The organism is Micromonospora sp. NPDC005220 (assembly GCF_040607895.1).
Taxonomy (GTDB): domain Bacteria; phylum Actinomycetota; class Actinomycetes; order Mycobacteriales; family Micromonosporaceae; genus Micromonospora.
The window spans coordinates 1-21,325 of the sequence record NZ_JBEXHP010000082.1; the positions used below are offsets into that span (position 1 = coordinate 1).

The 21,325-nt window shown below is 71.0% G+C and carries 17 protein-coding genes; 15 read left to right on the top strand and 2 right to left on the bottom strand.

The window, feature by feature from the left end:
• The first annotated feature begins 318 nt into the window (after nt 1–318).
• The 10 genes from ABZU52_RS24110 (at nt 319) to ABZU52_RS24155 (ending at nt 13,905) form a co-directional block, all read left to right on the top strand.
• Nucleotides 319–1,689 (top strand): L-serine ammonia-lyase, encoded by a 1,371-nt coding sequence (locus ABZU52_RS24110; RefSeq protein ID WP_354973249.1) that lies wholly within the window; start codon nt 319–321, stop codon nt 1,687–1,689.
• A gap of 71 nt (nt 1,690–1,760) precedes the next feature.
• Entirely contained in the window at nt 1,761–2,588 is an 828-nt protein-coding gene (locus tag ABZU52_RS24115) for an ABC transporter permease (protein WP_354973250.1), read from the top strand.
• Nucleotides 2,589–2,590: 2 nt separating this feature from the next.
• Nucleotides 2,591–3,337 carry an ABC transporter ATP-binding protein gene (locus tag ABZU52_RS24120; protein WP_354973251.1) on the top strand — a complete coding sequence of 249 codons (747 nt, stop codon included), beginning with the start codon at nt 2,591–2,593 and terminating at the stop codon, nt 3,335–3,337.
• A gap of 41 nt (nt 3,338–3,378) precedes the next feature.
• Nucleotides 3,379–5,394 carry a DUF5941 domain-containing protein gene (locus tag ABZU52_RS24125; protein ID WP_354973273.1) on the top strand — a complete coding sequence of 672 codons (2,016 nt, stop codon included), beginning with the start codon at nt 3,379–3,381 and terminating at the stop codon, nt 5,392–5,394.
• Between the two features lie 15 nt (nt 5,395–5,409).
• Nucleotides 5,410–7,620: a bifunctional glycosyltransferase family 2 protein/CDP-glycerol:glycerophosphate glycerophosphotransferase gene (locus ABZU52_RS24130; protein WP_354973252.1), complete on the top strand. Its 2,211-nt coding sequence runs from the start codon at nt 5,410–5,412 to the stop codon at nt 7,618–7,620.
• A 124-nt stretch (nt 7,621–7,744) separates the two neighbouring features.
• Nucleotides 7,745–9,043 (top strand): ABC transporter ATP-binding protein, encoded by a 1,299-nt coding sequence (locus tag ABZU52_RS24135; protein WP_354973253.1) that lies wholly within the window; start codon nt 7,745–7,747, stop codon nt 9,041–9,043.
• A gap of 93 nt (nt 9,044–9,136) precedes the next feature.
• Nucleotides 9,137–10,147, top strand: a complete 1,011-nt coding sequence (locus ABZU52_RS24140; RefSeq protein ID WP_354973254.1) for a hypothetical protein — start codon at nt 9,137–9,139, stop codon at nt 10,145–10,147.
• Nucleotides 10,148–10,209: 62 nt separating this feature from the next.
• A complete protein-coding gene (locus ABZU52_RS24145) occupies nt 10,210–10,674 on the top strand; it encodes a DUF4442 domain-containing protein (RefSeq protein WP_354973255.1) in 465 nt (154 codons plus the stop codon).
• Nucleotides 10,675–10,732: 58 nt separating this feature from the next.
• Nucleotides 10,733–11,536, top strand: a complete 804-nt coding sequence (locus ABZU52_RS24150; protein WP_354973256.1) for a beta-phosphoglucomutase family hydrolase — start codon at nt 10,733–10,735, stop codon at nt 11,534–11,536.
• Nucleotides 11,533–13,905: a glycoside hydrolase family 65 protein gene (locus ABZU52_RS24155; protein ID WP_354973257.1), complete on the top strand. Its 2,373-nt coding sequence runs from the start codon at nt 11,533–11,535 to the stop codon at nt 13,903–13,905. Before ABZU52_RS24150 ends, ABZU52_RS24155 begins: the two co-directional genes overlap by 4 nt.
• 76 nt (nt 13,906–13,981) lie before the next feature.
• On the opposite strand, the gene ABZU52_RS24160 is transcribed toward ABZU52_RS24155, so the two are convergent.
• The gene (locus ABZU52_RS24160; protein ID WP_354973258.1) at nt 13,982–14,176 is read right to left on the bottom strand and encodes a hypothetical protein; all 195 of its coding nucleotides are present in this window, start codon (nt 14,174–14,176) and stop codon (nt 13,982–13,984) included.
• Nucleotides 14,177–14,397: 221 nt separating this feature from the next.
• On the opposite strand from ABZU52_RS24160, the gene ABZU52_RS24165 reads away from it, so the two are divergent.
• Nucleotides 14,398–15,051 (top strand): alpha/beta fold hydrolase, encoded by a 654-nt coding sequence (locus ABZU52_RS24165; protein WP_354973259.1) that lies wholly within the window; start codon nt 14,398–14,400, stop codon nt 15,049–15,051.
• On the opposite strand, the gene ABZU52_RS24170 is transcribed toward ABZU52_RS24165, so the two are convergent.
• Entirely contained in the window at nt 15,052–16,152 is a 1,101-nt protein-coding gene (locus ABZU52_RS24170) for an AI-2E family transporter (protein WP_354973260.1), read from the bottom strand.
• A 226-nt stretch (nt 16,153–16,378) separates the two neighbouring features.
• Between ABZU52_RS24170 and ABZU52_RS24175 the strand changes: the two genes are divergently transcribed.
• From ABZU52_RS24175 to ABZU52_RS24190, 4 genes are all read left to right on the top strand, one after another.
• Nucleotides 16,379–17,632 carry a cyanophycinase gene (locus ABZU52_RS24175; RefSeq protein ID WP_354973261.1) on the top strand — a complete coding sequence of 418 codons (1,254 nt, stop codon included), beginning with the start codon at nt 16,379–16,381 and terminating at the stop codon, nt 17,630–17,632.
• Nucleotides 17,633–17,824: 192 nt separating this feature from the next.
• Nucleotides 17,825–19,264, top strand: coding sequence for a hypothetical protein (locus tag ABZU52_RS24180; RefSeq protein ID WP_354973262.1), 1,440 nt, complete (start codon nt 17,825–17,827; stop codon nt 19,262–19,264).
• A 66-nt stretch (nt 19,265–19,330) separates the two neighbouring features.
• Nucleotides 19,331–20,272 carry a MurR/RpiR family transcriptional regulator gene (locus tag ABZU52_RS24185; protein ID WP_354973263.1) on the top strand — a complete coding sequence of 314 codons (942 nt, stop codon included), beginning with the start codon at nt 19,331–19,333 and terminating at the stop codon, nt 20,270–20,272.
• A gap of 91 nt (nt 20,273–20,363) precedes the next feature.
• Nucleotides 20,364–21,314: a transporter substrate-binding domain-containing protein gene (locus ABZU52_RS24190; protein ID WP_354973264.1), complete on the top strand. Its 951-nt coding sequence runs from the start codon at nt 20,364–20,366 to the stop codon at nt 21,312–21,314.
• Nucleotides 21,315–21,325 lie beyond the last annotated feature (11 nt).

Sequence of the window (21,325 nt, forward strand, 5' to 3'; positions counted from 1 at the left end):
GTCGTGTGCCGCGGCCGGGGCGGCCAGCCGGTGGGGGGGCTGGGGGGCGCGGGCGGGGGGCGGGGGGCGGCGGGCGGCGGGCGGCGGGCGGGGGGCGGCGGGCAGGGTGGGGAGGCGGGTGTGGGCGGGAGACGGTGGTTGGGTGTTCACGTCCCGGACCGGGTGGGCGGTGAGCTGGGCGGGTAGGCTGGCTGATCGGCCTTCCACACCCCGGAGGGCCGGCACCCATACCCCGGACGGTCACAGCGGGGCCGCCAGATCGGTGGTCACGACCCGGCCGGGTCCCGTACGCCGGGACGACGGCGAGGAAGCGCAGCCATGATCAGTGTTTTCGACCTCTTCAGCGTTGGTATCGGGCCGTCCAGCTCGCACACGGTGGGGCCGATGCGGGCCGCGCGGACGTTCGTTGGCGGGCTCAAGGCCGACGGGTTGCTCACGGACACGGCGCGGGTGCAGGCCGAGTTGTTCGGTTCGCTGGGTGCCACCGGGCATGGCCACGGCAGTGACCGGGCGGTGCTGCTCGGGTTGGCCGGCGAGTCCCCGGAGACGGTCGACACGGACACTGTCGGGCCTCGGGTGGAGCGGATCCGGGCCGAGCGGCGGATCAACATCCTGGACGCGCACGAGATCGACTTTGACCCGGATCGGGATCTGACGCTGCACCGTCGCCGGTCGTTGCCGTACCACCCGAACGGGATGACCTTCGTGGCGTACGACGGGGCCGGTGCCGAGCTGCGCAGCCGTACCTACTACTCCGTCGGTGGCGGGTTCGTGGTGGACGAGGCGGCGGCCGGCGCGGACCGGATCAAGCCGGACAGCACGGCGGTGCGGTATCCCTTCCTGACCGGGGCGCAACTGCTCGACGTCACCACCCGCACCGGTCTGTCGATCAGTGAGGTGATGCTGGCCAACGAGCGTTCCTGGCGCAGCGAGGCGGACATCCGGGCTGGCCTGCTGGAGATCTGGCGGGTGATGCAGGAGTGCGTGCGGCAGGGCTGCGAGCGGGACGGCGTACTCCCTGGGGGGTTGAAGGTCCGGCGGCGCGCGGCGGAGCTGCGGCGCGGCCTGGAGGCGGAGGTCGGGTCGGCTGATCCGCTGCACGTGATGGACTGGGTGACGCTGTTCGCCCTCGCGGTCAATGAGGAGAACGCGGCGGGCGGTCGGGTGGTCACCGCGCCGACCAACGGCGCGGCCGGGATCATTCCGGCGGTGCTGCACTACTACAGCCGCTTCATCGACAACGCCGACGACGACGGCGTGGTGCGGTTCCTGTTGACGGCCGGCGCGATCGGTGTGTTGTTCAAGGAGAACGCCTCGATCTCGGGCGCCGAGGTGGGCTGCCAGGGTGAGGTCGGTTCGGCGTGCTCGATGGCGGCGGCGGGGCTGGCCGAGGTGCTCGGTGGCACCCCGGAGCAGGTGGAGAACGCGGCCGAGATCGGGATGGAGCACAACCTCGGGTTGACCTGTGACCCGGTGGGTGGCCTGGTGCAGATCCCCTGCATCGAGCGGAACGCGGTGGCTAGCATCAAGGCGATCACGGCTGCCCGGCTGGCGCTGCGCGGCGACGGTGTGCACAAGGTGTCGCTGGACAAGGTCATCAAGACCATGCGGGAGACGGGCGCAGACATGAAGGTCAAGTACAAGGAGACGGCGCGTGGCGGTCTGGCCGTCAACGTGATCGAGTGCTGAGTCCGGCCGATTCGGGGCATTCGTTCACCGACTGCTAACCTGTCGTCCGTTTCAGGAGGCGGGAGGCTGCGGTGACCTCTGGCGTCGCGGCGTTGTGGTCGCACCGCAACTCGCTGCGCATCCTGGTCAGGCGGGATCTGGCGGTCAAGTACCAGCAGTCGGTGCTTGGCTACTTCTGGTCCTTGATCGAGCCGCTCGGTATGGGCGCCATCTACTGGTTCGTCTTCGGGGTGCTCTACTCCCGCGACACCGGTCGGCACCTCGGTGAGGCGGCCGGGTCGTACCCGTTGTTCCTGATCACCGGCATCTTCGCCTGGATGTGGACCAGTTCGGCGTTGAGTGAGGCGACGAACGCGTTGACCGGCCAGTCCCGGCTGATCACCACGATGAACGTGCCGCGTCAGGTCTTTCCGATCGGCCGGGTCACCGGCCGGTTCGCCGAGTACGCGGCCGGCCTGCCGATCCTGATCGCCATCGCGGTGATCTACGCGGCGCACGGGCGGATCCACCCCGGTTGGTCGCTGCTCGCCCTGCCGCTGGCGGTGGCCGTGCAGGCCGTCCTGTTGATCGGGCTCGCCCTGTTGCTATCGGCCTGGAACGTGCTGATGCGCGACGTGGAACGGTTGATGCGGCTGTTCATCCGGGTGCTCTTCTACGCCACGCCGATCATCTATCCGCTCAGCCTGGTCCGGGAGTCCGGCCTGCCGCACTGGCTGAAGGTGGTGTACGAGCTGAATCCGCTGGTCGGGATCTTCCAGCTGCACCACGCGATCTGGTACCCGGACGAGTTCCCGGACACCCGGCTGCTCGTCACCACGATCGTCGGCAGCCTGCTGGTGCTGGCCGCCGGTTGGTGGTCGTTCCGCCGGTTGGAGCCCGCCGTGCTCAAGGAGCTCTGAGGGTGGCCGCGCCGATCATCGAGGCGGACGGCCTGGGCATCCGGTTCGTCCGTAACCGTCGCCGCCAGCTGCGGCTGCGGGAGCTGTTCATCCACCGGGGTGGGCGCGGTGCGCTGCCCGGCCAGTTCTGGCCGCTGCGCGACGTGTCGTTCACCGTCGAGCCGGGGGAGACGGTCGGGGTGATCGGGCGCAACGGCACCGGCAAGAGCACCCTGCTGCGGCTGATCGCCGGGGTGCTGATTCCCGATGAGGGCGACATCCGGGTGCGCGGCGCGGTGGCTCCGCTGCTGGAGTTGTCCGCGGGTTTCTCCAACGACCTGACCGGGCGGGAGAACCTGCACCTGGTCGGTGGGCTGCACGGACTGTCGACGAGCTACCTGAAGCGGCACTTCGACGAGATCGTCGAGTTCGCCGGTGAACAGGTGGAACGGGCCATCGACACGTCGGTGCGGCACTACTCGTCCGGGATGAAGGTACGGCTGGGCTTCGCGATCATCTCGCACCTGCCGCATCCGATCCTGCTGATGGACGAGGTGACCGCGGTCGGCGACGCGGAGTTCCGCAAGAAGTGTTACGCGACGATTGATCGTCTGCTCGGGGAGGGGCGCACGCTGGTGTTGGTGTCACACAACGAAAAGGACCTGACCCGGTTCTGCCGTCGGGGGTTGTACCTCGACGCGGGCCGGTTGACGCTCGACGGCACCATCGCCGAGGCGCTCGACGCGTACCACGCCGCGGTCCCGCGGTGACGCTCGCGATCGTGCTCGCCGCCGGGACGTCCGCGGCGGGCCTGACCACTGCGACCGGCGAACCGCTGGCCGACCGCCTGGCCGCCCAGTTGCGGCTGGCCGGAGCGGACGAGGTGCGTTTCGCCGCCAACCTGGACGAGCTGTCCGACCTGGTCGCCACCGCTACCGCTCCGGTGCTGATCACCGGCACGGACCTGGTCGCGCACACGGCCGTGCTGCGGCACCTGGCCACCAGCCCGGTCGGTCCCACTGTGGCGCTGGTGCTCGGCGACGCGCCGGTGCCCGGTCGGACCGCGGTGCGGGAGGAACGCGGCCAGGTGGTCGACGCCGGCGCGTTGAACGCCCTCGACGGTGACGCCACCGGCGTGTTCGGCGGCGCACTGCGGGTCGGCGTGGACGACCTGCCGACCCTCGCCGCCGCCGCTCGGGCCGCCGCGTCCGGGATGCTCCCCGTCGCTGCCCCGATCGGTCCGACCGGCGACGTGGCGCCGCTGCCGGCGACCGGCGGGGTCGGGGCCGGTGGGTCGGTCGCGGCCGGTGGCCCCGGGTCCGCCGTGGACCGGCTCTTCGCGGGCCTCGCGGCGCTCGGCACCCTGATCTTCGCCCAGCGGGTACGCCTGCTCGTCGCCCACCGGGTCGAGGACACCGCCGGGCTGACCGCTGCCGAGGCGGCGGTGACCGCTGTCGACGAGGACCGGGCCGAGCTGCGGCTCTCGGTGAAGGAGAAGGACGACTTCTTCTCCACCTACTTCGTCAGCACCTGGTCGCCGTACCTGGTCCGGCTTGCCGCCCGGCTCCGGCTCACCCCGACCGGGGTGACGGTGATCTCGGTGCTGTTCGCGTTGGGCGCGGCGGTGCTGTTCGGGGTCGGCGGGCGACCCGCGCTGGTCGGTGGCGCGGTGCTGCTCTACCTCGGCTTCGTGCTGGACTGCGTGGACGGCCAGCTGGCCCGCTACACCCGGCACTTCAGCGCCTGGGGTGGCTGGCTGGACACCATGGCGGACCGGGCCAAGGAGTACCTGGTCTACGCCGGGCTGGGCTTCGGGGTGAGCCACGCCGGGCTGGGCAACGGGTGGGCCCTCGCCATCGCCGCGATGACGTTGCAGACCGTCCGGCACATGACCGACACCTGGTACGGGGTGCTGCACGACGAGGCGGCCCGTCGACCGCGTACGGCCACGGGGGCCAGCGGCGGGATCGGTGACCGGCTCAACGCGGCGTCGACCCGGGTGCAGGCGGACACCGGGTCGCTGTCGTACTGGCTGAAGCGAACAGTGGTCTTCCCGATCGGGGAGCGGTGGGCGCTGATCGCGCTGACCGTCGCGCTGTTCAACCCGCTGGTCAGCCTGATCGCCGTGCTGGTCTGGGGGGTGCTGGCGTTCGCGTACACCGGGGCGCTGCGGACGTTGCGGGCCCGCTGGATGTGGGTGCCGGTGCTGGACACGGTCGATGCCACCCTGCACCGCGACGACGGGCCGTTGGCCCGGTGGTTGCCGGTGGTCCGCCCGATGGGCCCGCTGACCCTGGCGGTGATCGCCGCGCTCGGCCCGGCGGTGCTGCTGGTCGGCGCGCTGCTGAGTGACGAGCCCGAGGGGCTGCGCTGGGCGGTGCCGGTGGCGCTGCTGGTGCTGCTGGTCGGCGGCCTGGGCGCCGGGGCGGCGCACAACGGTCCGCTGGACTGGCTGGTGCCCGCGGCGTTGCGGGCCGCCGAGTTCCTGTTCGCCATCGCGGTCGGGGTGGTCGGTGCGGCGCCCGGCTGGCTGATCTTCGGGTACGTCTTCGTGCTCACCGTGCACCACTACGACCTGACCGCCCGGCTGGAGAAGCGGCAGGCGGCACCGCCGCTGCACGCGGCGACGCTGGGCTGGGAGGGGCGCTCGGTGCTGCTGGCGCTCGCGGCGATCGCCGGTATTGCGAGTATCGGACTGGCTACACTCGGTGCGTACCTTCTCGTGGTCTTCGTGGTGAGCGTCGTCCTGGCCTGGTTCGTGCGACCGGCCGGTAGCGCGCCGGCGTCGGTGGCGCCCGCAGGCGCTGGAGGTGCCGCGCCGCGCTGACGGAGGGACGGCCGGATGACCCTGATCAGCTTCGTGGTGCCGGCCTTCCGGGTGCAGGGATACCTGCGGGAATGCCTGAACTCCATCCTCGGTCAACCGGAGACCGACATCGAGGTGATCGCCGTCGACGACTGCTCGCCGGACGCCAGCGGCGACATCATCGACGAGTACGCGGCCCGCGACCAGCGGGTCCGCTCGGTCCGGCTGTCGGAGAACGTCGGCCTCGGTCCAGCCCGCAACATCGGGCTGGACCGGGCCGTCGGCGAGTACGTGTGGTTCCTCGACGGCGACGACTGGCTGGCCCCGGAGTGCCTGACCGAGGTCGCCGAGCGGTTGCGGGCCACCCGTCCGGACGTCCTGCTCGTCGACCACGTCCGCACCCACTGGAACGACACCGTCACCGAAAGCGCGATGGTCGAGGTGTTTCCGGAATCGCCGGGCCCGGGGACCTTCCGGTTGCGGGACCGGCCGGAGGCGATGCACCTGCTGCACACCGCGTGGAACCGGCTGGTCCGTCGGGGGTTCCTCCTCGACCTGGGGCTGCGCTTCGCGCCCGGCTGGTACGAGGACGTCTCGTTCAGCTACCCGGTGCTGATGGCCGCGCGACGGATCGGCGTACTCGATCTGGTCTGCGTCAACTACCGGCAACGCCGCGCCGGCGCGATCACCCGGACCCGGGGTGACCGGCACTTCGAGGTGTTCCCGCAGTGGCACCGGGTCTTCCACCTGATGGATTCCTGGGGGCCGGCGACGGAGGCCCTGCGGCCGCTGGTCTTCGAACGGATGATCTGGCACTACCTGACCGTGCTCGGCAACGGTCAGCGGATCGCTCCGGAGTTACGGCCGGCGTTCTTCGCGCAGATCACCGCCGACTACAAGCGTTGGCTGCCGCCCGGCGGCTATCCGGCGCCGGACGGGGTCGAGGGGATCAAACACAAGCTCGTCGCCTCCGGCCGGTGGCGCACCTTCAGCGCGTTGCGGGCCGCCAGCCGGGCCCGCGACGCCGCCCGCCGGCAGGCCCGCACCGCTCGTCGCACGGTCGGCCCGGTCGCCCGGCGCGGTGCCCTGCTGACCCGCGACGGGCTGCTGCGCGAGTACTACCGGGCCGAGTTGCGGCGGCCGGTCGACCCGACGCTCGCGGTGTACGCGGCGTACTGGTTCCGGGGTTACTCGTGCAACCCGGCGGCCATCTACGAGGTGGCCCGCCGGTTGGCACCGGGGGTGCGCGGGGTGTGGGTGGTGCGCCGGGACCGGGTGGACGCCGTGCCGGCCGGGGTGGAGTACGTGGTGGCCGGCACCCCGGCGTACTACCGGGTGCTCGCCCGCGCCCGTTGGCTGGTCAACAACGTCAACTATCCGGACTTCGTCCGGAAGCGACCGGAGCAGGTGCACCTGCAGACCCACCACGGCACGCCGGTCAAGGTGATGGGGCTGGATCAGCAGCGCTACCCGATCGGTGCCGGTCGGATGGACTTCGCCGGGCTGCTGCGCCGGGTGGACCGCTGGGACTACAGCGTCAGCGCCAACAGCTTCTCCACCCAGATGTGGGATCGGGCGTACCCGGCCAACTACACGACCCTGGAGGTGGGTTACCCGCGCAATGACCGCCTGGTCACCGCCGGCCCGGACGAGGTGCGTCGACTCCGCGCGGAGTTCGGCCTCGACCCGGACGAGCCTGTCGTCCTGTACGCCCCGACGCACCGCGAGCACCTGCCCGGCTACCGGCCGCCGTTCGACCCGGACCGGTTCGTCCAGGCGCTGGGTGATTCGGGTCGGTTGCTGATGCGCAGCCACTACTTCCACGACCGTGATCGACGTCCCGGTCAGCCGAAGGACTGGGAGCGGGTTCGCGACGTCAGCGGCCATCAACGGGTGGAGGATCTCTACCTGGTGGCGGACGTCCTGGTCACCGACTACTCGTCGGCCATGTTCGACTATGCGGTGCTGGATCGGCCGATCGTGCTCTACACCCCGGACTGGGAGGCGTACCGGTTGACCCGAGGGGTCTACTTCGACGTCACGGCCGAACCGCCGGGCGCGGTAGCCGCCACTTTCGCCGATCTGCTCGACCTGTTCCGGACCGACGCGGTGCGCTCGGACGCGGCGGCCAAGGCCCGCGAGCACTTCCGGGCCCGGTTCTGCACCTTGGACGACGGCCGGGCGGCGGAGCGGGTGGTGCGCCGGGTGTTCCTCGGGGAGCCGGGCGAGCGGCGCACCCGCTGTTGATCGGCGCTTCTGTCGTGTAATAGCAGCGTCATCGATGGAACATGAGACGTTTACCCGATGTCCGAAACCAATGATCCTGGTCACAGTCTTGGGGGGTTCGGCCGACGCGCTGGGGGGGAAGACGGTGAGCACCGTCACGCTCAAGGATGTGACCAAGGTCTTCCGGGACGGCACGGTTGCCGTCGACAGCATCAATCTCGATGTCAACGACGGCGAGTTCATGGTGCTGCTCGGGCCGTCCGGCTGCGGCAAGTCGACAGTGCTGCGAATGATCGCCGGGTTGGAGGACCCGACCACCGGAGCGGTCATGCTCGACGGGGAGTTGGCCAACGACCTCCCTCCACGAGACCGCAAGATCGCGATGGTCTTCCAGGACTTCGCCCTCTACCCGCACATGACCGTTGGCGACAACATCGCGTTTCCGCTGCGGCTGGCCGGGATCGAGCCCGAGCCGAGGGGTGAGCGGGTCAGTGACGTGGCGAGCGCGCTGGGCATCGGGGACGTGTTGGCCCGCAAGCCGGGTCAGCTCTCCGGCGGGCAACGGCAGCGGGTGGCGATGGGCCGCGCGATCGTCCGCCGACCCGGCCTGTTCCTCATGGACGAGCCACTGTCCAACCTGGACAGCGGTCTCCGCGCCGAGCTGCGCGCGGAGATCTCGGGCCTGACCCGTGAGCTGGGCGTCACCACCGTCTACGTCACGCACGACCAGGCCGAGGCACTCACCATGGCCGACCGGGTGGCCATCATGCGGCGCGGCGTGCTCCAGGACGTGGGCACCCCGACCCAGGTGTACGGCCGGCCGGCGACGCTCTATGTGGCCGCGTTCCTGGGCAGCCCACGGATGAACCTGCTGGAGGCGTCGGTCTACGTCCATCTCGACCGGTACGTCACGCTCAACCTCGGTGACCAGTCGCTCTACCTGCCCTGGAACGACATCCGCAGTCGGGCGGTGGCGCACTACCACGGTGAGCGGATCGTGGTTGGCATGCGGGCCGAGGCGCTCACTCCGGTCGCACCGGACAGCCCCGGCGACGTGCTGCGCGGGCGGATCCGCTACCTGGAGCATCACGGGCACGAGTCGCTGGCGTTCCTCGACATCGGCGCGACCGCGATCGTGGTCGACGAGATGGGCGCGCCTCTCGAACCGCCGCCGGTCGGCCAGCGCGGCCTGCGCCGGTTCGGTTCGGTGATGCAGCGGCTCACCGGCAAGCCGGTGGAGGCGCAGGAAGCCCCGGCCAGTGGTGTCCAGACCAGCGTGCTCCCCGATCCGGGCCGGCACCACCGGCGCCCGGCGGAGCTGGCGGTGCGGCTGGCGCCGTACCCGGCGGTCAGCGCCGGTCACCCGCTCGCCGTCTCGGTACGGATGGATGCGCTGCACTTCTTCGACGAGCGTGGCGACCGGATCGACGTGGGTTGGCGCTGACGACGCGCCGGAGCGGGGTGGCGGGCCGGCGTCCGGTGTCCTACCGTCTGCCCACCCAGTCCACTGTGAAAGACCACCGAGAGGGGTGCGCCCGTGTCGGGTGACCGTCCCAGCCCGCTCGTCATCGAGCGCATCCTGCGCGACCGCCAGGGCATCTGGCAGCAGATCGTGGCCGAGCGCGACCTCAATGCGCTGACCGGGCGGATGCTGGCCAGCTCCGCCATCGCGTTGGCCTGTTACGGGGCGGTGCTGGGCTTCTTCCACAGCCCGCTGATGGCGCTGACCTCGGCGCTGAAGCTGCCACTGCTGTTCCTGGTCACGCTTGCCATCTGCCTCCCCACGCTCTACCTGTTCAACCTGGTCTTCGGCGCCCGGCTCTCGGTGCGGCAGTCGTTGGCGCTGGTGATGGTGGCGATCACGGTCACCTCGATGCTCGCGGTGGCGTTCGCGCCGATCAGTCTCTTCTTCCTGATCACCGCCAACGACTACGGGTTCTTCAAGCTGCTCAACGTGGCGATCCTGACCCTGTCGGCTCTGGTCGGGTTGCGTTTCCTGACCAGCGGGATGCAGGTTCTCAACGACCACGGCCTGCTCGCGCCGGAGGCCACCAACGCCACTGTCGACGAGCAGGGCAAGGCCCATACGCCGGTCCAGGCCGCGCCGGCCGGGGCGACTCCGGTCGCCGCGCCGGCAGCCGGTCAGGGCGCCGAGCCGGTCGCCGTGCCGGCCGGAGCCGCGGTGGCCGAGTCGACGTCGAACGGCGCCGTGACCACCGCGCCAGCTCCGGCCCAGGCCCCGGCCCAGGTTCCGACGCAGTGGCCCGGGCAGCCGGCCGGTGCCTCGTTCCCGCCGGGCACGCTGCCACCCGGGTACGCGGCGCAACGCCCGTGGAGTACCCCGCCCGTCCGACGCGGCGAGCCGACGCAGCGACCGGCCAGCATGACCCTGCTCTACATCTGGATCCTGCTCTTCGGTTTCGTCGGTACCCAACTGGCGTGGACGCTGCGCCCGTTCTTCGGGGACCCGGGGCAGGACTTCTCCTTCTTCCGCAGCATCGACGGCAACTTCTACGCGGAGATCCTGCGCACCATCGCCAACCTCTGAGCCTGCCCTGCTGGCGGAAGTCCCTGGTTGCCGGTCTGGTTACCGGTTAGTAACGTCAGGCCATGACTATCGACTCCCGCCAGGTGGCGGCCGGCATGCTGGAAGCGGTGCCGTTCGCTCGTACGCTCGGCATCGAGTTCGTCGAGGTGGCACCCGAGGCGGAGGGCGGCGTACGGGCAGTCGTCCGGCTGCCCGACTCGCCGGCCACCCACAACCACGTCGGGGGGCCGCACGCCGGGGCCATGTTCACCCTCGGCGAGACGGCCTCCGGCGCGGTCGTGCTGGCCGCCTTCGGGCAGCTGCTCGACCGGGCCGTGCCGTTGGCCGTCCGCGCCGAGATCGCCTACCGGAAACTCGCCATGGGTCCGGTGCTGGCCACCGCCCGACTCGGCCGGCCGGCGGCCGAGGTGATCGAGGAGCTGACCGCCGGGCGGCGGCCGGAATTCCCGGTCGCTGTGGAGATCGCCACCGAGGATGGCAAGCCAACCTCGGAAATGACCGTGATCTGGACACTGCGCCCGAACTGAACCGCCTCAGGGGGGCGAAATGCGTTTGTGGGCCCAGCAGGGTGGATAGATTCGTACCGTGCTGGGCCTACCTGCTCACGTGACCGCCTGTCTCTTCGATCTGGACGGTGTGCTGACGCAGACCGCCCGGGTCCACAGCGCCGCCTGGGCGCAGACGTTCGACGAGTTCCTCCGCCAGCGCGCCACAGCCTCCGGTGAACCGTTCCAAGCCTTCGATCCGGGCCCGGACTACAACCGCTACGTCGACGGCCGGCCCCGCGCCGACGGCGTCCGATCCTTCCTCGCCTCCCGCGGGATCGTGCTGCCCGAGGGCGGCCCGGACGACCCGCCGGAGGCCGAGACCGTCAACGGCCTGGGCAACCGCAAGAACGTCCTGCTGCTGCAACGGCTGCGGACCGCCGGCGTCGAGGTCTACCCGGGCTCGGTGCGGTACCTGAAGGCGGCGACCGCCGCCGGGCTGCGCCGAGCCGTGGTCACCGCGAGCGCGAACGGGGGTGAGGTGGTCGCCGCCGCCGGGCTGGAGCCGCTGGTGCAGGCCCGGGTGGACGGGCTGGTCGCCCGCGCTCAGGGGCTGCGCGGCAAGCCCCACCCGGATTCCTTCCTCGCCGGGGCCAAGCTGCTCGGCGTCGACCCGACCCAGGCCGCCGTCTTCGAGGACGCGCTCTCCGGGGTGGCCGCCGGCCGCGCCGGTGGCTTCGGCTTCGTGGTCGGCGTCGACCGGGTCGGGCAGGCCGACGAGTTGCTCGCCCACGGCGCCGACATCGTGGTGACGGACCTCGCCGACCTGCTCGACCGCGCCGACCCGCCAACGCCGGCCCGCACCGCCGCCGACCCGCGCGCCGCCGGACGAGGCCCCGCGTGATCCGGGAGCGCGCCTACCCGGTCGAGCCGTGGCACGTCCGGGAGACCCGGCTGGACATGGACGTACTGGCCCAGTCGGAGTCGGTCTTCGCGCTGTCCAACGGGCACATCGGGCTGCGCGGCAACCTCGACGAGGGCGAGCCGCACGGCCTGCCCGGCACCTACCTCAACTCGTTCTACGAACTGCGGCCGCTGCCGTACGCGGAGGCGGGCTACGGCTTCCCCGAGTCCGGTCAGACCATCGTCAACGTCACCAACGGCAAGCTGATCCGGCTGCTCGTCGACGACGAACCGCTCGACGTGCGGTACGGAGAGTTGCTCGCCCACGAGCGGATCCTCGACCTGCGAGCCGGCACGCTGCACCGGGAGCTGCACTGGCGCTCGCCCGCCGGCCGGGAGGTCAAGGTCCGCAGCACCCGCCTCGTGTCGTTCACCCAGCGGTCCGTGGCCGCCATCAGCTACGAGGTGGAGGCCGTCGACTGCCCACTGCGGCTGATCGTCCAGTCCGAGTTGGTGGCCAACGAGTCGCTGCCCGCGCAGAGCAACGACCCCCGGGTCGCGGCGGTGCTGGAGTCGCCGCTCCAGGCCGAGGAGGAGCTGACCACCCCCGACGGCGGGCAGTTGATCCACCGCACCAAGGTTTCCGGCCTGCGCGTCGCCGCCGCCATGGAGCACGAGGTGCACGGCCCGGACCACACCACCATCGAGTCCGAGGGATACCAAAACTGGGTGCGTACCACCGTCGCCTGCGTGCTCCAGCCCGGCGAGAAGCTGCGCGTGATCAAGTATCTGACGTACAGCTGGTCGAGCCGCCGGTCCCTGCCGGCGCTGCGCGACCAGGTCGGCGCGGCACTGGCCGGCGCCCGGCTGGACGGGTGGGACGGGCTCCACCGGGAGCAGCGCAACTACCTCGACGCGTTCTGGGACGCCTCCGACGTGCTGGTCGAGGGCGACCCCGAGGTGCAGCAGGCGGTCCGGTTCGGTCTCTTCCACGTGTTGCAGGCCGGTGCGCGCGCCGAGCAGCGACCGATTTCGGCGAAGGGGCTGACCGGCCCCGGTTACGACGGTCACGCCTTCTGGGACACCGAGATGTTCGTCCTGCCGGTGCTCACGTACACCCAGCCCAGCGCGGTGCGCAGCGCGTTGCAGTGGCGGCACAGCACGCTCGATTCGGCGAAGGAACGTGCCGAGACGCTCAACCTTCGGGGCGCCGCATTCCCCTGGCGAACCATCGAGGGCCCGGAATCATCCGGCTACTGGCCGGCCGGCACGGCGGCCTTCCACATCGCCGCCGACATCGCCGACGCGATGCGCCGCTACGTGATGGTCACCGGGGACACCCAGCTGGAACGGGAGATCGGGCTGGAGCTGCTGGTGGAAACCGCCCGGCTGTGGCGCTCGATCGGCCACCACGACCGGCACGGGCAGTTCCACATCGACGGTGTCACCGGCCCGGACGAGTACACCGCCGTGAAGAACGACAACGTCTACACCAACCTGATGGCGCAGCGGAACCTGCTCGCCGCCGCCGACGTGGTGATGCGCTACCGGGACGAGGCACTCCACCTCGGGGTCACCGACGAGGAGGCCGCGAGCTGGCGGGACGCCGCCACCTCCATGCACGTCCCGTACGACGAGGAGCTCGACGTCCACCAACAGGTGGAGGGCTTCACCCGACTCCAGGAGTGGGACTTCACGCACACACCGGTGGAGAAGTACCCGCTGCTGCTGCACTACCCGTACTTCGAGCTGTACCGCAAGCAGGTGGTGAAGCAGGCCGACCTGGTCCTCGCCATGCACTGGCGGGGGGACGCCTTCACCCCCGAGGAAAAGGTGCGCAACTTCCTCTACTACGAGCGCCGCACCGTACGCGACTCGTCGTTGTCGGCGTGCACCCAGTCGGTGCTCGCCGCCGAGGTGGGCCACCCGGAACTCGCGCACGCCTACCTGCGTGAGGCCGCGCTGATGGACCTGCACGACCTCAACGAGAACACCCGCGACGGCGTGCACATGGCGTCGTTGGCCGGCGCGTGGCTCGCCCTGGTCAGCGGGTTCGGCGGTCTGCGGGACCACGACGGCGAGCTGTCCTTCGCGCCCCGGCTCTCCAGCCGACTCAGCCGGTTGGAGTTCTCACTCCAGTGGCGGGGGCTGGCGTTGCGGGTGGATGTCCGACCGCACCAGACGACGTACTCGCTGCGGCACGGCGGCCCGGACGACGTGGTGGAGCTGCGTCACCACGACCAGGTGCTGCGGGTGACCTGCGACGAGCCGGTGACGGTGCCGGTGCCGCCGGCCGAGCCGACCGGCCCGCCGCCCGAGCAGCCACCGGGCCGGTCTCCGCTGCTGCGGTTGCCCGAACGCGACCAGTGACGGGCGGGGCGGGAGTGTTTCCGCGCCGCCCGCCCGCGCGCGCCACTGGATCAGACCGGCTCGCCGTCCCGGTGGATCAGACCGGCTCGCCGGTTGACGGGCGCCCGATCGCGTCCCGGGGCGCCGCCGCCTTCGGGTCGTCGGGCAGCCGGGCGGAAGCGGCCTGGTCTCCGAAATCCTGGTCCCCGGCGTCCTGATTGCGCTCGGCGTCCTGTTTCCGCTGGGCCTGCTCGGTCAGCTGCTGCTGCCGGGAAATCTGCTGCTTGGCCATGCGATCCTCGCGATCCGTCGGGGCGCGGCTGCGCCGACACGGTCTGCGGTCGCTCGTCGCGTACCCGACGCCCGATTGGGCAAACGCGACCCGGCGGCGTGCCCACGGCCCGAGGTGACGCGGCCGTGGACCCACGGCCCGAGGTGACGCGGTCGTCAACGTGCGTGCCGCGCGGTGGGCTGGGTACCCGGACCATCGGCGAGCCACGCGGAGGTGGGGGCATGGACGAGCAGCGCAGCACGGTGACGATTCCGGTCGGGGACGCCCAGCTCCCCGCTGACCTGACCCTGCCCGCCCAGCCGGTCGGCGTGGTGCTGTTCGCGCACGGCAGCGGCAGTTCCCGGCACAGCCCGCGCAACGTGGCGGTGGCCCGGACGCTCAACGACAGTGGGCTCGGCACGGTGCTTGCGGACCTGCTCACCCCGACCGAGGACGAGGTGGACGCCCGAACCGCCGAACTGCGCTTCGACATCGGGCTGCTGGCCAGCCGGCTGGCCGGGATCATCGACTGGCTGGCCGTCGAGCGTCCGGCCGGTGACGTGCCGATCGGCCTGTTCGGTGCCAGCACGGGTGCGGCCGCTGCGCTGGTCGCGGCGGCGTCCCGCGCCGATCGGGTGGCTGCCGTGGTCAGCCGGGGTGGTCGACCGGATCTGGCCGGGGAGGCCCTGGCCCAGGTGCGTACCCCGACGTTGCTGTTGGTCGGTGGCCTGGACGAAGAGGTGATCGCGCTCAACGAGCGGGCGTTGGCCGAGCTGGGGGAGGTCGGCCAACTGCGGGTGATCCCCGGCGCCACCCATCTCTTCGAGGAGCCCGGCACCCTTGAGCAGGTCGCCGACCAGGCCGGCGCCTGGTTCACCACGCAGCTCAGCCGATGATCACTCCGCGGGCAGCAGGGCCGAGGCCGAGCGGCGCTGCTGGACGGTGTCGATGATCCGCCAGAGCACGGCGGTGATCGGGACGCTGACGAATGCGCCGGCGATCCCCGCGATCAGCGTGCCCGCGGTGACCGCCACCAGGATCACCGCCGGATGCAGCCGGACCTGCCGCTTCATGACCAGCGGCTCCAGCAGGTTCCCCTCGATCTGCTGCACGGCGATCACCGCCGCGAGGGTGAGCAGCGCGGTGGTGGGACCGTTCGCGGCCAGCGCCACCAGCACCGCCACCGCGCCGGCCACCGTCGCTCCGATGATCGGCACGAACCCGCCGAGGAAGGTGATCAACGCCAGCGGCAGGGCGAGTGGCACCCGCAGCACCACCAGCGCCAGCCCGATGCCCAGCGCGTCGACCGCGGCGATGAACATGGTGCCCCGGCTGTACGCGCCGAGCGTCTGCCATCCGGCCCGGCCGGCCTCGGCCAGCACGGGCCGGTTCTGGCCGGACACCCGGGACAGCACCCAGTGCCACATCGACCGGCCATCCTTGAGCAGGAAGAAGAGCAGCACCAGCGCCAGCAGCGCGGAGCCGAACACCTCCGTGGCGGTCCGGGCGCCGGCCACCGGGTCCGGAGAGCTACCACTGAGGCCCTCCCGGGCCTGGTCGACCAGCCGGTCCAGCTGTGCGTCGGTGACCGGCAGCGTGGACGTCACGAAGTCCCGGCTGCGTTCGACCCCCTGCGTCAGCTCCTGGCTGAGCTGATCGAACTGGCTGGCGGTCAGGTTCCACACCAGAGCGCCGACGCCGACCAGGATGCCGAGCAGCAGCAGTACGGTGCAGAGCGCGGCCAGCGCCGCCGGCAGGCGCAGCCGGCGCAACAGCAGCAGAACCGGATCGAGTAGCGCGGTGAGGAAGATGGTGGCGGCCAGCGCGATCGCCAGCGGCGCCAACAGGACGGCGACCCGGCCCAGCAGATAGAGCCCGGCGGCGATCACCACCAGGCAGGCGCTCCACAACACCGCGGTTCGGACCAGCCACGGCAGTGCCGTCCAGGTCTGGCGCGGCCCGGGGCCGCCTGTCGGTCCGGGTTCCTCTGCGGCCATGTCGGTCCTCCTCGATCTCGACGAGATCGGTACCCGGTCGGTCGCGCCGCGACACCCGAATCGCTGGCCGTCGCCCGCGCGGATTATGCGCCGGCCGGAGTGCGGTGGGTGGGATCGGCAAACCTACGGTCGCCGATGTATTCGACGACGAGGCTGTTGTCCAGGTCGGGACGCTGCCGTACGCTTCCTCTCGGCCCGCCCTCACGGTTTCCAGTGAGGAGCAGTCATGCCCTTGAACCGCCTGCTGACTCTCGGGCTCGGCGCGTGCACGGCGGTGGCGCTGAGCGTCCCGCTGGCCGCGGCACCGGCCTCGGCCCATCCGTCCCACTCCAGTGGCGGCAGTCTGGTCCTTGTCGGTGGCGGGCTCGCCGACGACAACGCCGCCGTCTACGGCGACATCGTCCGGCTGGCCGGCGGCGCCGGCAAGGCCCGGATCGGCATCTTCACCGCGGCCGCCCCGGTGCCGTCCGAGGACCCGGACGCGGGCACCCCGGACTGCAACAACAGCGTCTGCAACGGCGACTACTACACCGAGCTGTTCCGGAACTACGGGGTGGCCGACGCGCAGTGGATCCCGATCGACCTGGACCGGCCGGGCGCGGCCGAGGACCCGGCCGTGGTCCGGCAGATCGACTCGATGACCGGCTTCTTCTTCGGCGGAGGCGACCAGTACCGCTACGTCACCACGATGACCAGGGGGACGGCGCAGCGGGACACCCCGGTGTTGGCGGCGGTGCGGCGCAAGCTCCGGGGCGGCGCGGTGGTCGCCGGGACCAGCGCGGGCGCGCAGATCATGGCCGGTCGCGACATGATCACCGGTGGCTCCACCGAGCCGGGCCTGCGCGATGGCGCCCAGCCCGGCTACTTCGAGGATGCCGGTGTTCTGGCCTACCTGCCCACTGGCGGTTTCGGGTTCTTCACCGACGGGTTGCTCGACACCCACTTCTCGCGGCGGGGCCGGGAGGCCCGGTCGATCCGGCTGGCCGCGGACACCCGGCACGACCGGGTGTTCGGTCTGGACGAGAACACCGCGTTGGAGGTGACCGGGGTCGGCACGCGGCACCAGGCGCTGCGCGTCCTCGGCACGCGGGGAGTGAGCGTATTGGACCTGCGCCGGGCGCGGGTGACCGGCTCGGCGGTCTGGGGGATCGAGGGGGTTCGGTGGAGCCGGCTCACCTCGGGTGACCGGTACCGGTCGGATCGCTGGCAGCCCGTGGTCGCGCCGGGCAAGCAGCGGGTGGCTCCGGCCGCCGGTGAGTGCACCGTCCCGGCCTCGGACGACGTCTTCTACGACTACGCGCTGGTCGGGCTCGCCGAAGGGCTTGTCGACCAGGCCGGTTGCGTGTCGACGTCGGGCACGTCGTACGAGAAGGACCCGCAGTTCGCCGCCGAGGTGACCCGGGGTCGTGGCTTCGCCGGGTATCGGGCGACATCGACGACCTCGTTCGTCGACGCGGTGATCGGCATCCGTCCGGTCTGACGCTCGGTCGGCCCGCCGGGCACCTGCCACGACGAGCGGTATGACTCTGGGTCATAAATATGACTTGGAGTCATACCGCTCGTCCGGGCAATGCCTACCCGACACGGCGATGTAACAGAAGTTACTTATTGAGCAGTGAGCGCAATGGATGTAACTTCTGTTTCATCGATCCGTGGCCCCTCGGAGGTGCCCATGTCCCCTTCCCGCAACCCCATCCGTAAGCGGCTCGCGGTGCTCGTCACCACGGCCACCATGCTGACCGTGGCTCCGATCGGGGTGACGGCCGCGCACGCGCAGGTCACCCGGGTCCGACAGGGCAGCTCGACGGACGTCAGCCGGGCCAGCTGGTCCGGCCCGGCGTACACGATGAACGGCTCGGGCGGCATCATCACCGCGACGATGAACCAGGCGATCGGCGCGATCCGCGGCGGCACCGGCTCGATCGACGTGGTGGTCGTCGCCGGTTCGGGCTCCAGCACCCCGGAATGTGACGTGATCACCGGGCTGAGCGGCGTCAACTCCTGCACCACGCTCACCCTCACCGCGGCCAGCGACGGCAACAACAGTCAGGTCAACACCGACATTCGTAACGCCGAGTTCGTCTACTTCGCCGGCGGCGACCAGTGCCGGTACGTGGCGTGGAAGGGCACCGCGCTGGAGGCGTCCGTCGAGTCGGTGGTGGCCAAGGGTGGCGGAGTCGGCGGCGGCAGCGCCGGGCACCATGTCAACAGCGACATCGTGTACGACGCCTGCGGCGGTAGCGCCACCTCCTCCATCGCCCTCGGCAACCCGTACGACTCGTCGATGACCTTCACCACCGGCATGTTCCGCTGGCCGAACTACGCCGACACCATCAACGACTCGCATTTCGTCACCCGGGACCGGATGGGCCGGCTCATGGCCTTCGTGGCCCGTGCCGTCAAGGACGGTCGGACCAGCGGCGGCAAGGCCTGGGGCGTGGGCGTCGAGGAGGGTGCCTCGCTCTTCATCGACCGCTTCGGCCTGGCCACCCTCAGCGGACCCAGCGCATACGTGGTGCTCGGCGACCATCAGCCGGAGGTGGCCGGCTCGGGTCAACCCCTGACCTACTCCAACTTCAAGATCTGGCGACTGACCAGCGGCCAGAGCTACGACTTCGCCAACCGGCCCACCTGCGGCTACTACCTGAAGAGCGTCACCAACGGAGTGGCCAGCGGCAGTCTGTACAGCGGCACGCCGGTGACCGACTGCTCCACCCCGCCGACCACCCCGCCCGGCGGTGGGTCCAGCTACACCGAGGTGGAGGCCAACGACTCCCGCACCACGGCCAACGACGTGACCGGCCGCAGCTACCCGTTGACCATCACGGGGGACATGAAGAGCACGAGCGATCGGGACTACTTCGCGGTCAGCCTGGCCAGCGGCCAGACGCTGTCGGTGAACTGCGCGGTGCCCACCGCGTACGACGCCGATCTCTACCTGCTCAGCTCCTCCGGGAGCACGCTCACCCGGTCGGTGAACGACGGTGCCGGCACCGACGAGTCGGCATCCACCACCCGCACCGCGTCCGGCTCGGCGACCTACTACGTCGAGGTCGAGGCGTACTCGGGTTCGGGCGGCGCCGACTACAGCTGCACCGTTACGAAGTCCTGATCACCGCTACGGCGCGGGCGCGTTCGGCGCGTCCGCGCCGCAGCGGGCCACGGCTAGGCTCAGCGCGTGTCGACCTCCGATCACGCCGACCAGCCGGGCACTCGGCCGGCGGCGGCGTACCCCAGCGGTTCTGACCCCGACGGCGTCGAGTCGGCGGCCGTCGGGGTTGCCGCCCTGATCCGGCAGCGCCTCGGTGAGTGCAGCCCGGCCGAGCGGCGGGTGGCGCGGGCCCTGCTCGCGGCCTATCCGGCAGCCGGGCTGGGTACGGTGGCCGCCCTGGCCGAGCGCGCCGAGGTGAGCGCGCCGACCGTGTTGCGTTTCCTGAGCCGTCTCGGCTTCGGTGGCTACCCGGAGTTCCAGCGCGCACTGCGCGACGAGCTGACCGAACGCGAGACCTCGCCGCTGACCGCGTACCGGGCGGCGGAACGCACCGGCGAGCCCCCGGCGGGAGCGCTGTCCCGTGCCGCCGCGCGGCTGCCCGAGGCGGTCGGCCGCACGCTGATGGAGCTGCCTCAGGGCGAGCTGGACGCGGCGGCCCGGCTCCTCGCCGACCAGCAGCTGCGGGTCACGGCGGCGGGCGGCCGATTCTCCGGGCTGCTGGCCCACTACCTGGTGCTGCACCTGATGCAGGTGCGTGGGGGGAGCCGGCTGTTGCCGGTCAGCCCGGTGGAGCGCACTGACATGCTCGTCGACGTGGGCCGACGCGACCTGGTCGTGCTCTTCGACTTCCGCCGCTACGAGGAGCCGACGTTGGCGTTGGCCCGCGAGGTGACCGCGCGCGGCGCCCGGGTGGTGCTGTTCACCGACCGGTGGCTGTCGCCGGTGGCTGGTCTGGCCGAGGTGGTGCTGCCCGGCCGGGTCGAGTCGCCCTCCCTCTACGACAGCTTCGTGCCGGCGCTGGCCCTGGTGGAGACGGTGGTGGCGGCGGTGATCGACCGGCTCGGGCCGGTCGCGGGCACCCGTCTGAAGGCGATGGAGCAGACGCAGCAGGAGTTCCACACCGGCTGAACTGTCGTTACAGAAAACTGTAACCCCACAAGAATAGTAATATGCGTTACAGTCCGGGTGCTGGTTCGTCTGGCACCCGGAAGGACACCCCATGCGCATCCGTCAGCTCGCCCTGGCCACCACGGCCACGGCTCTCCTTGCCGTCACCGCCGGCTGCGGCGGTAGTTCCTCCTCCACCGCCGCCGGCTCCGGTGGCGAGGTCCCGACCGTCACCGTCACCGTCGAGGGCGTCGGCCCGGTCAGCACCGACGCCAACCTCGCCAGGAAGGTCCCCGCCGACCTGCTCGGCCGCGGCACGGTCACGGTCGCCACCAACGCCCCCTACGAGCCGTTCATCGACTTCAAGCAGGAGGGGCGGACCGACGAGTTCAAGGGTCTGGACTACGACCTGTTCCTCGCCGCCTCCGCCCGGCTCGGCATCAGGGCCACCTTCACCCAACAGCCCTTCGACGGGCTGGTGCCGGGCCTGCAGGCCGGCAAGTACGACGCCATCGCCGGCGGCATCACCGACAAGAAGGAGCGTCAGCAGGTCGCGACCTTCGTCGACTATTCCGCCTCCGGCACCGGCTTCCTGGTCAAGACCGGCAACCCCCTCGGCGTACGGACCGTCGCGGACCTGTGTGGCCGCACGGTCGCCGTGCAGAAGGCCAGCAACCAGGCCAAGAACCTCGCCGCGTACTCCAGGGACAGCTGCGCCGGCAAGGCGATCGAGGTCAAGGAGTACCCGGAGAACCCGCAGGCGGTGCAGGCGCTGATCGCCGGCAACGTCGAGGTGGTCGCCGCCACCAGGGTCAACCTGGTGGACACGGCCGGCACGCTGGCCGGCAAGGCCGACCTGGTGGACGACCCGGCGGCACCCAACGGCTGGCTGGCCAGCCCGAACGGCTTCGGCTTCCTGAAGAGCAAGAAGGACGTCGCCGAGGCGTACCGGGCCGCCGTGCAGTCGCTGATCGACGACGGCAGCTACGCCAAGATCCTCGGCCAGTGGAAGCAGACGCCGATCGCCGTCAAGCAAGCCACGATCGACCAGGCCATCGACTGATCCCAGCGGAG

Excerpts from the sequence above, each read along its gene's own strand:
- ABZU52_RS24110 (WP_354973249.1), top strand. The coding sequence starts at position 319 with ATGATCAGTGTTTTCGACCTCTTCAGCGTTGGTATCGGGCCGTCCAGC.
- ABZU52_RS24160 (WP_354973258.1), bottom strand. The coding sequence starts at position 14,176 with ATGGCCAAGCAGCAGATTTCCCGGCAGCAGCAGCTGACCGAGCAGGCC.
- ABZU52_RS24165 (WP_354973259.1), top strand. The coding sequence starts at position 14,398 with ATGGACGAGCAGCGCAGCACGGTGACGATTCCGGTCGGGGACGCCCAG.
- ABZU52_RS24190 (WP_354973264.1), top strand. The coding sequence starts at position 20,364 with ATGCGCATCCGTCAGCTCGCCCTGGCCACCACGGCCACGGCTCTCCTT.
- ABZU52_RS24180 (WP_354973262.1), top strand. The coding sequence starts at position 17,825 with ATGTCCCCTTCCCGCAACCCCATCCGTAAGCGGCTCGCGGTGCTCGTC.
- ABZU52_RS24145 (WP_354973255.1), top strand. The coding sequence starts at position 10,210 with ATGACTATCGACTCCCGCCAGGTGGCGGCCGGCATGCTGGAAGCGGTG.
- ABZU52_RS24130 (WP_354973252.1), top strand. The coding sequence starts at position 5,410 with ATGACCCTGATCAGCTTCGTGGTGCCGGCCTTCCGGGTGCAGGGATAC.
- ABZU52_RS24175 (WP_354973261.1), top strand. The coding sequence starts at position 16,379 with ATGCCCTTGAACCGCCTGCTGACTCTCGGGCTCGGCGCGTGCACGGCG.
- ABZU52_RS24170 (WP_354973260.1), bottom strand. The coding sequence starts at position 16,152 with ATGGCCGCAGAGGAACCCGGACCGACAGGCGGCCCCGGGCCGCGCCAG.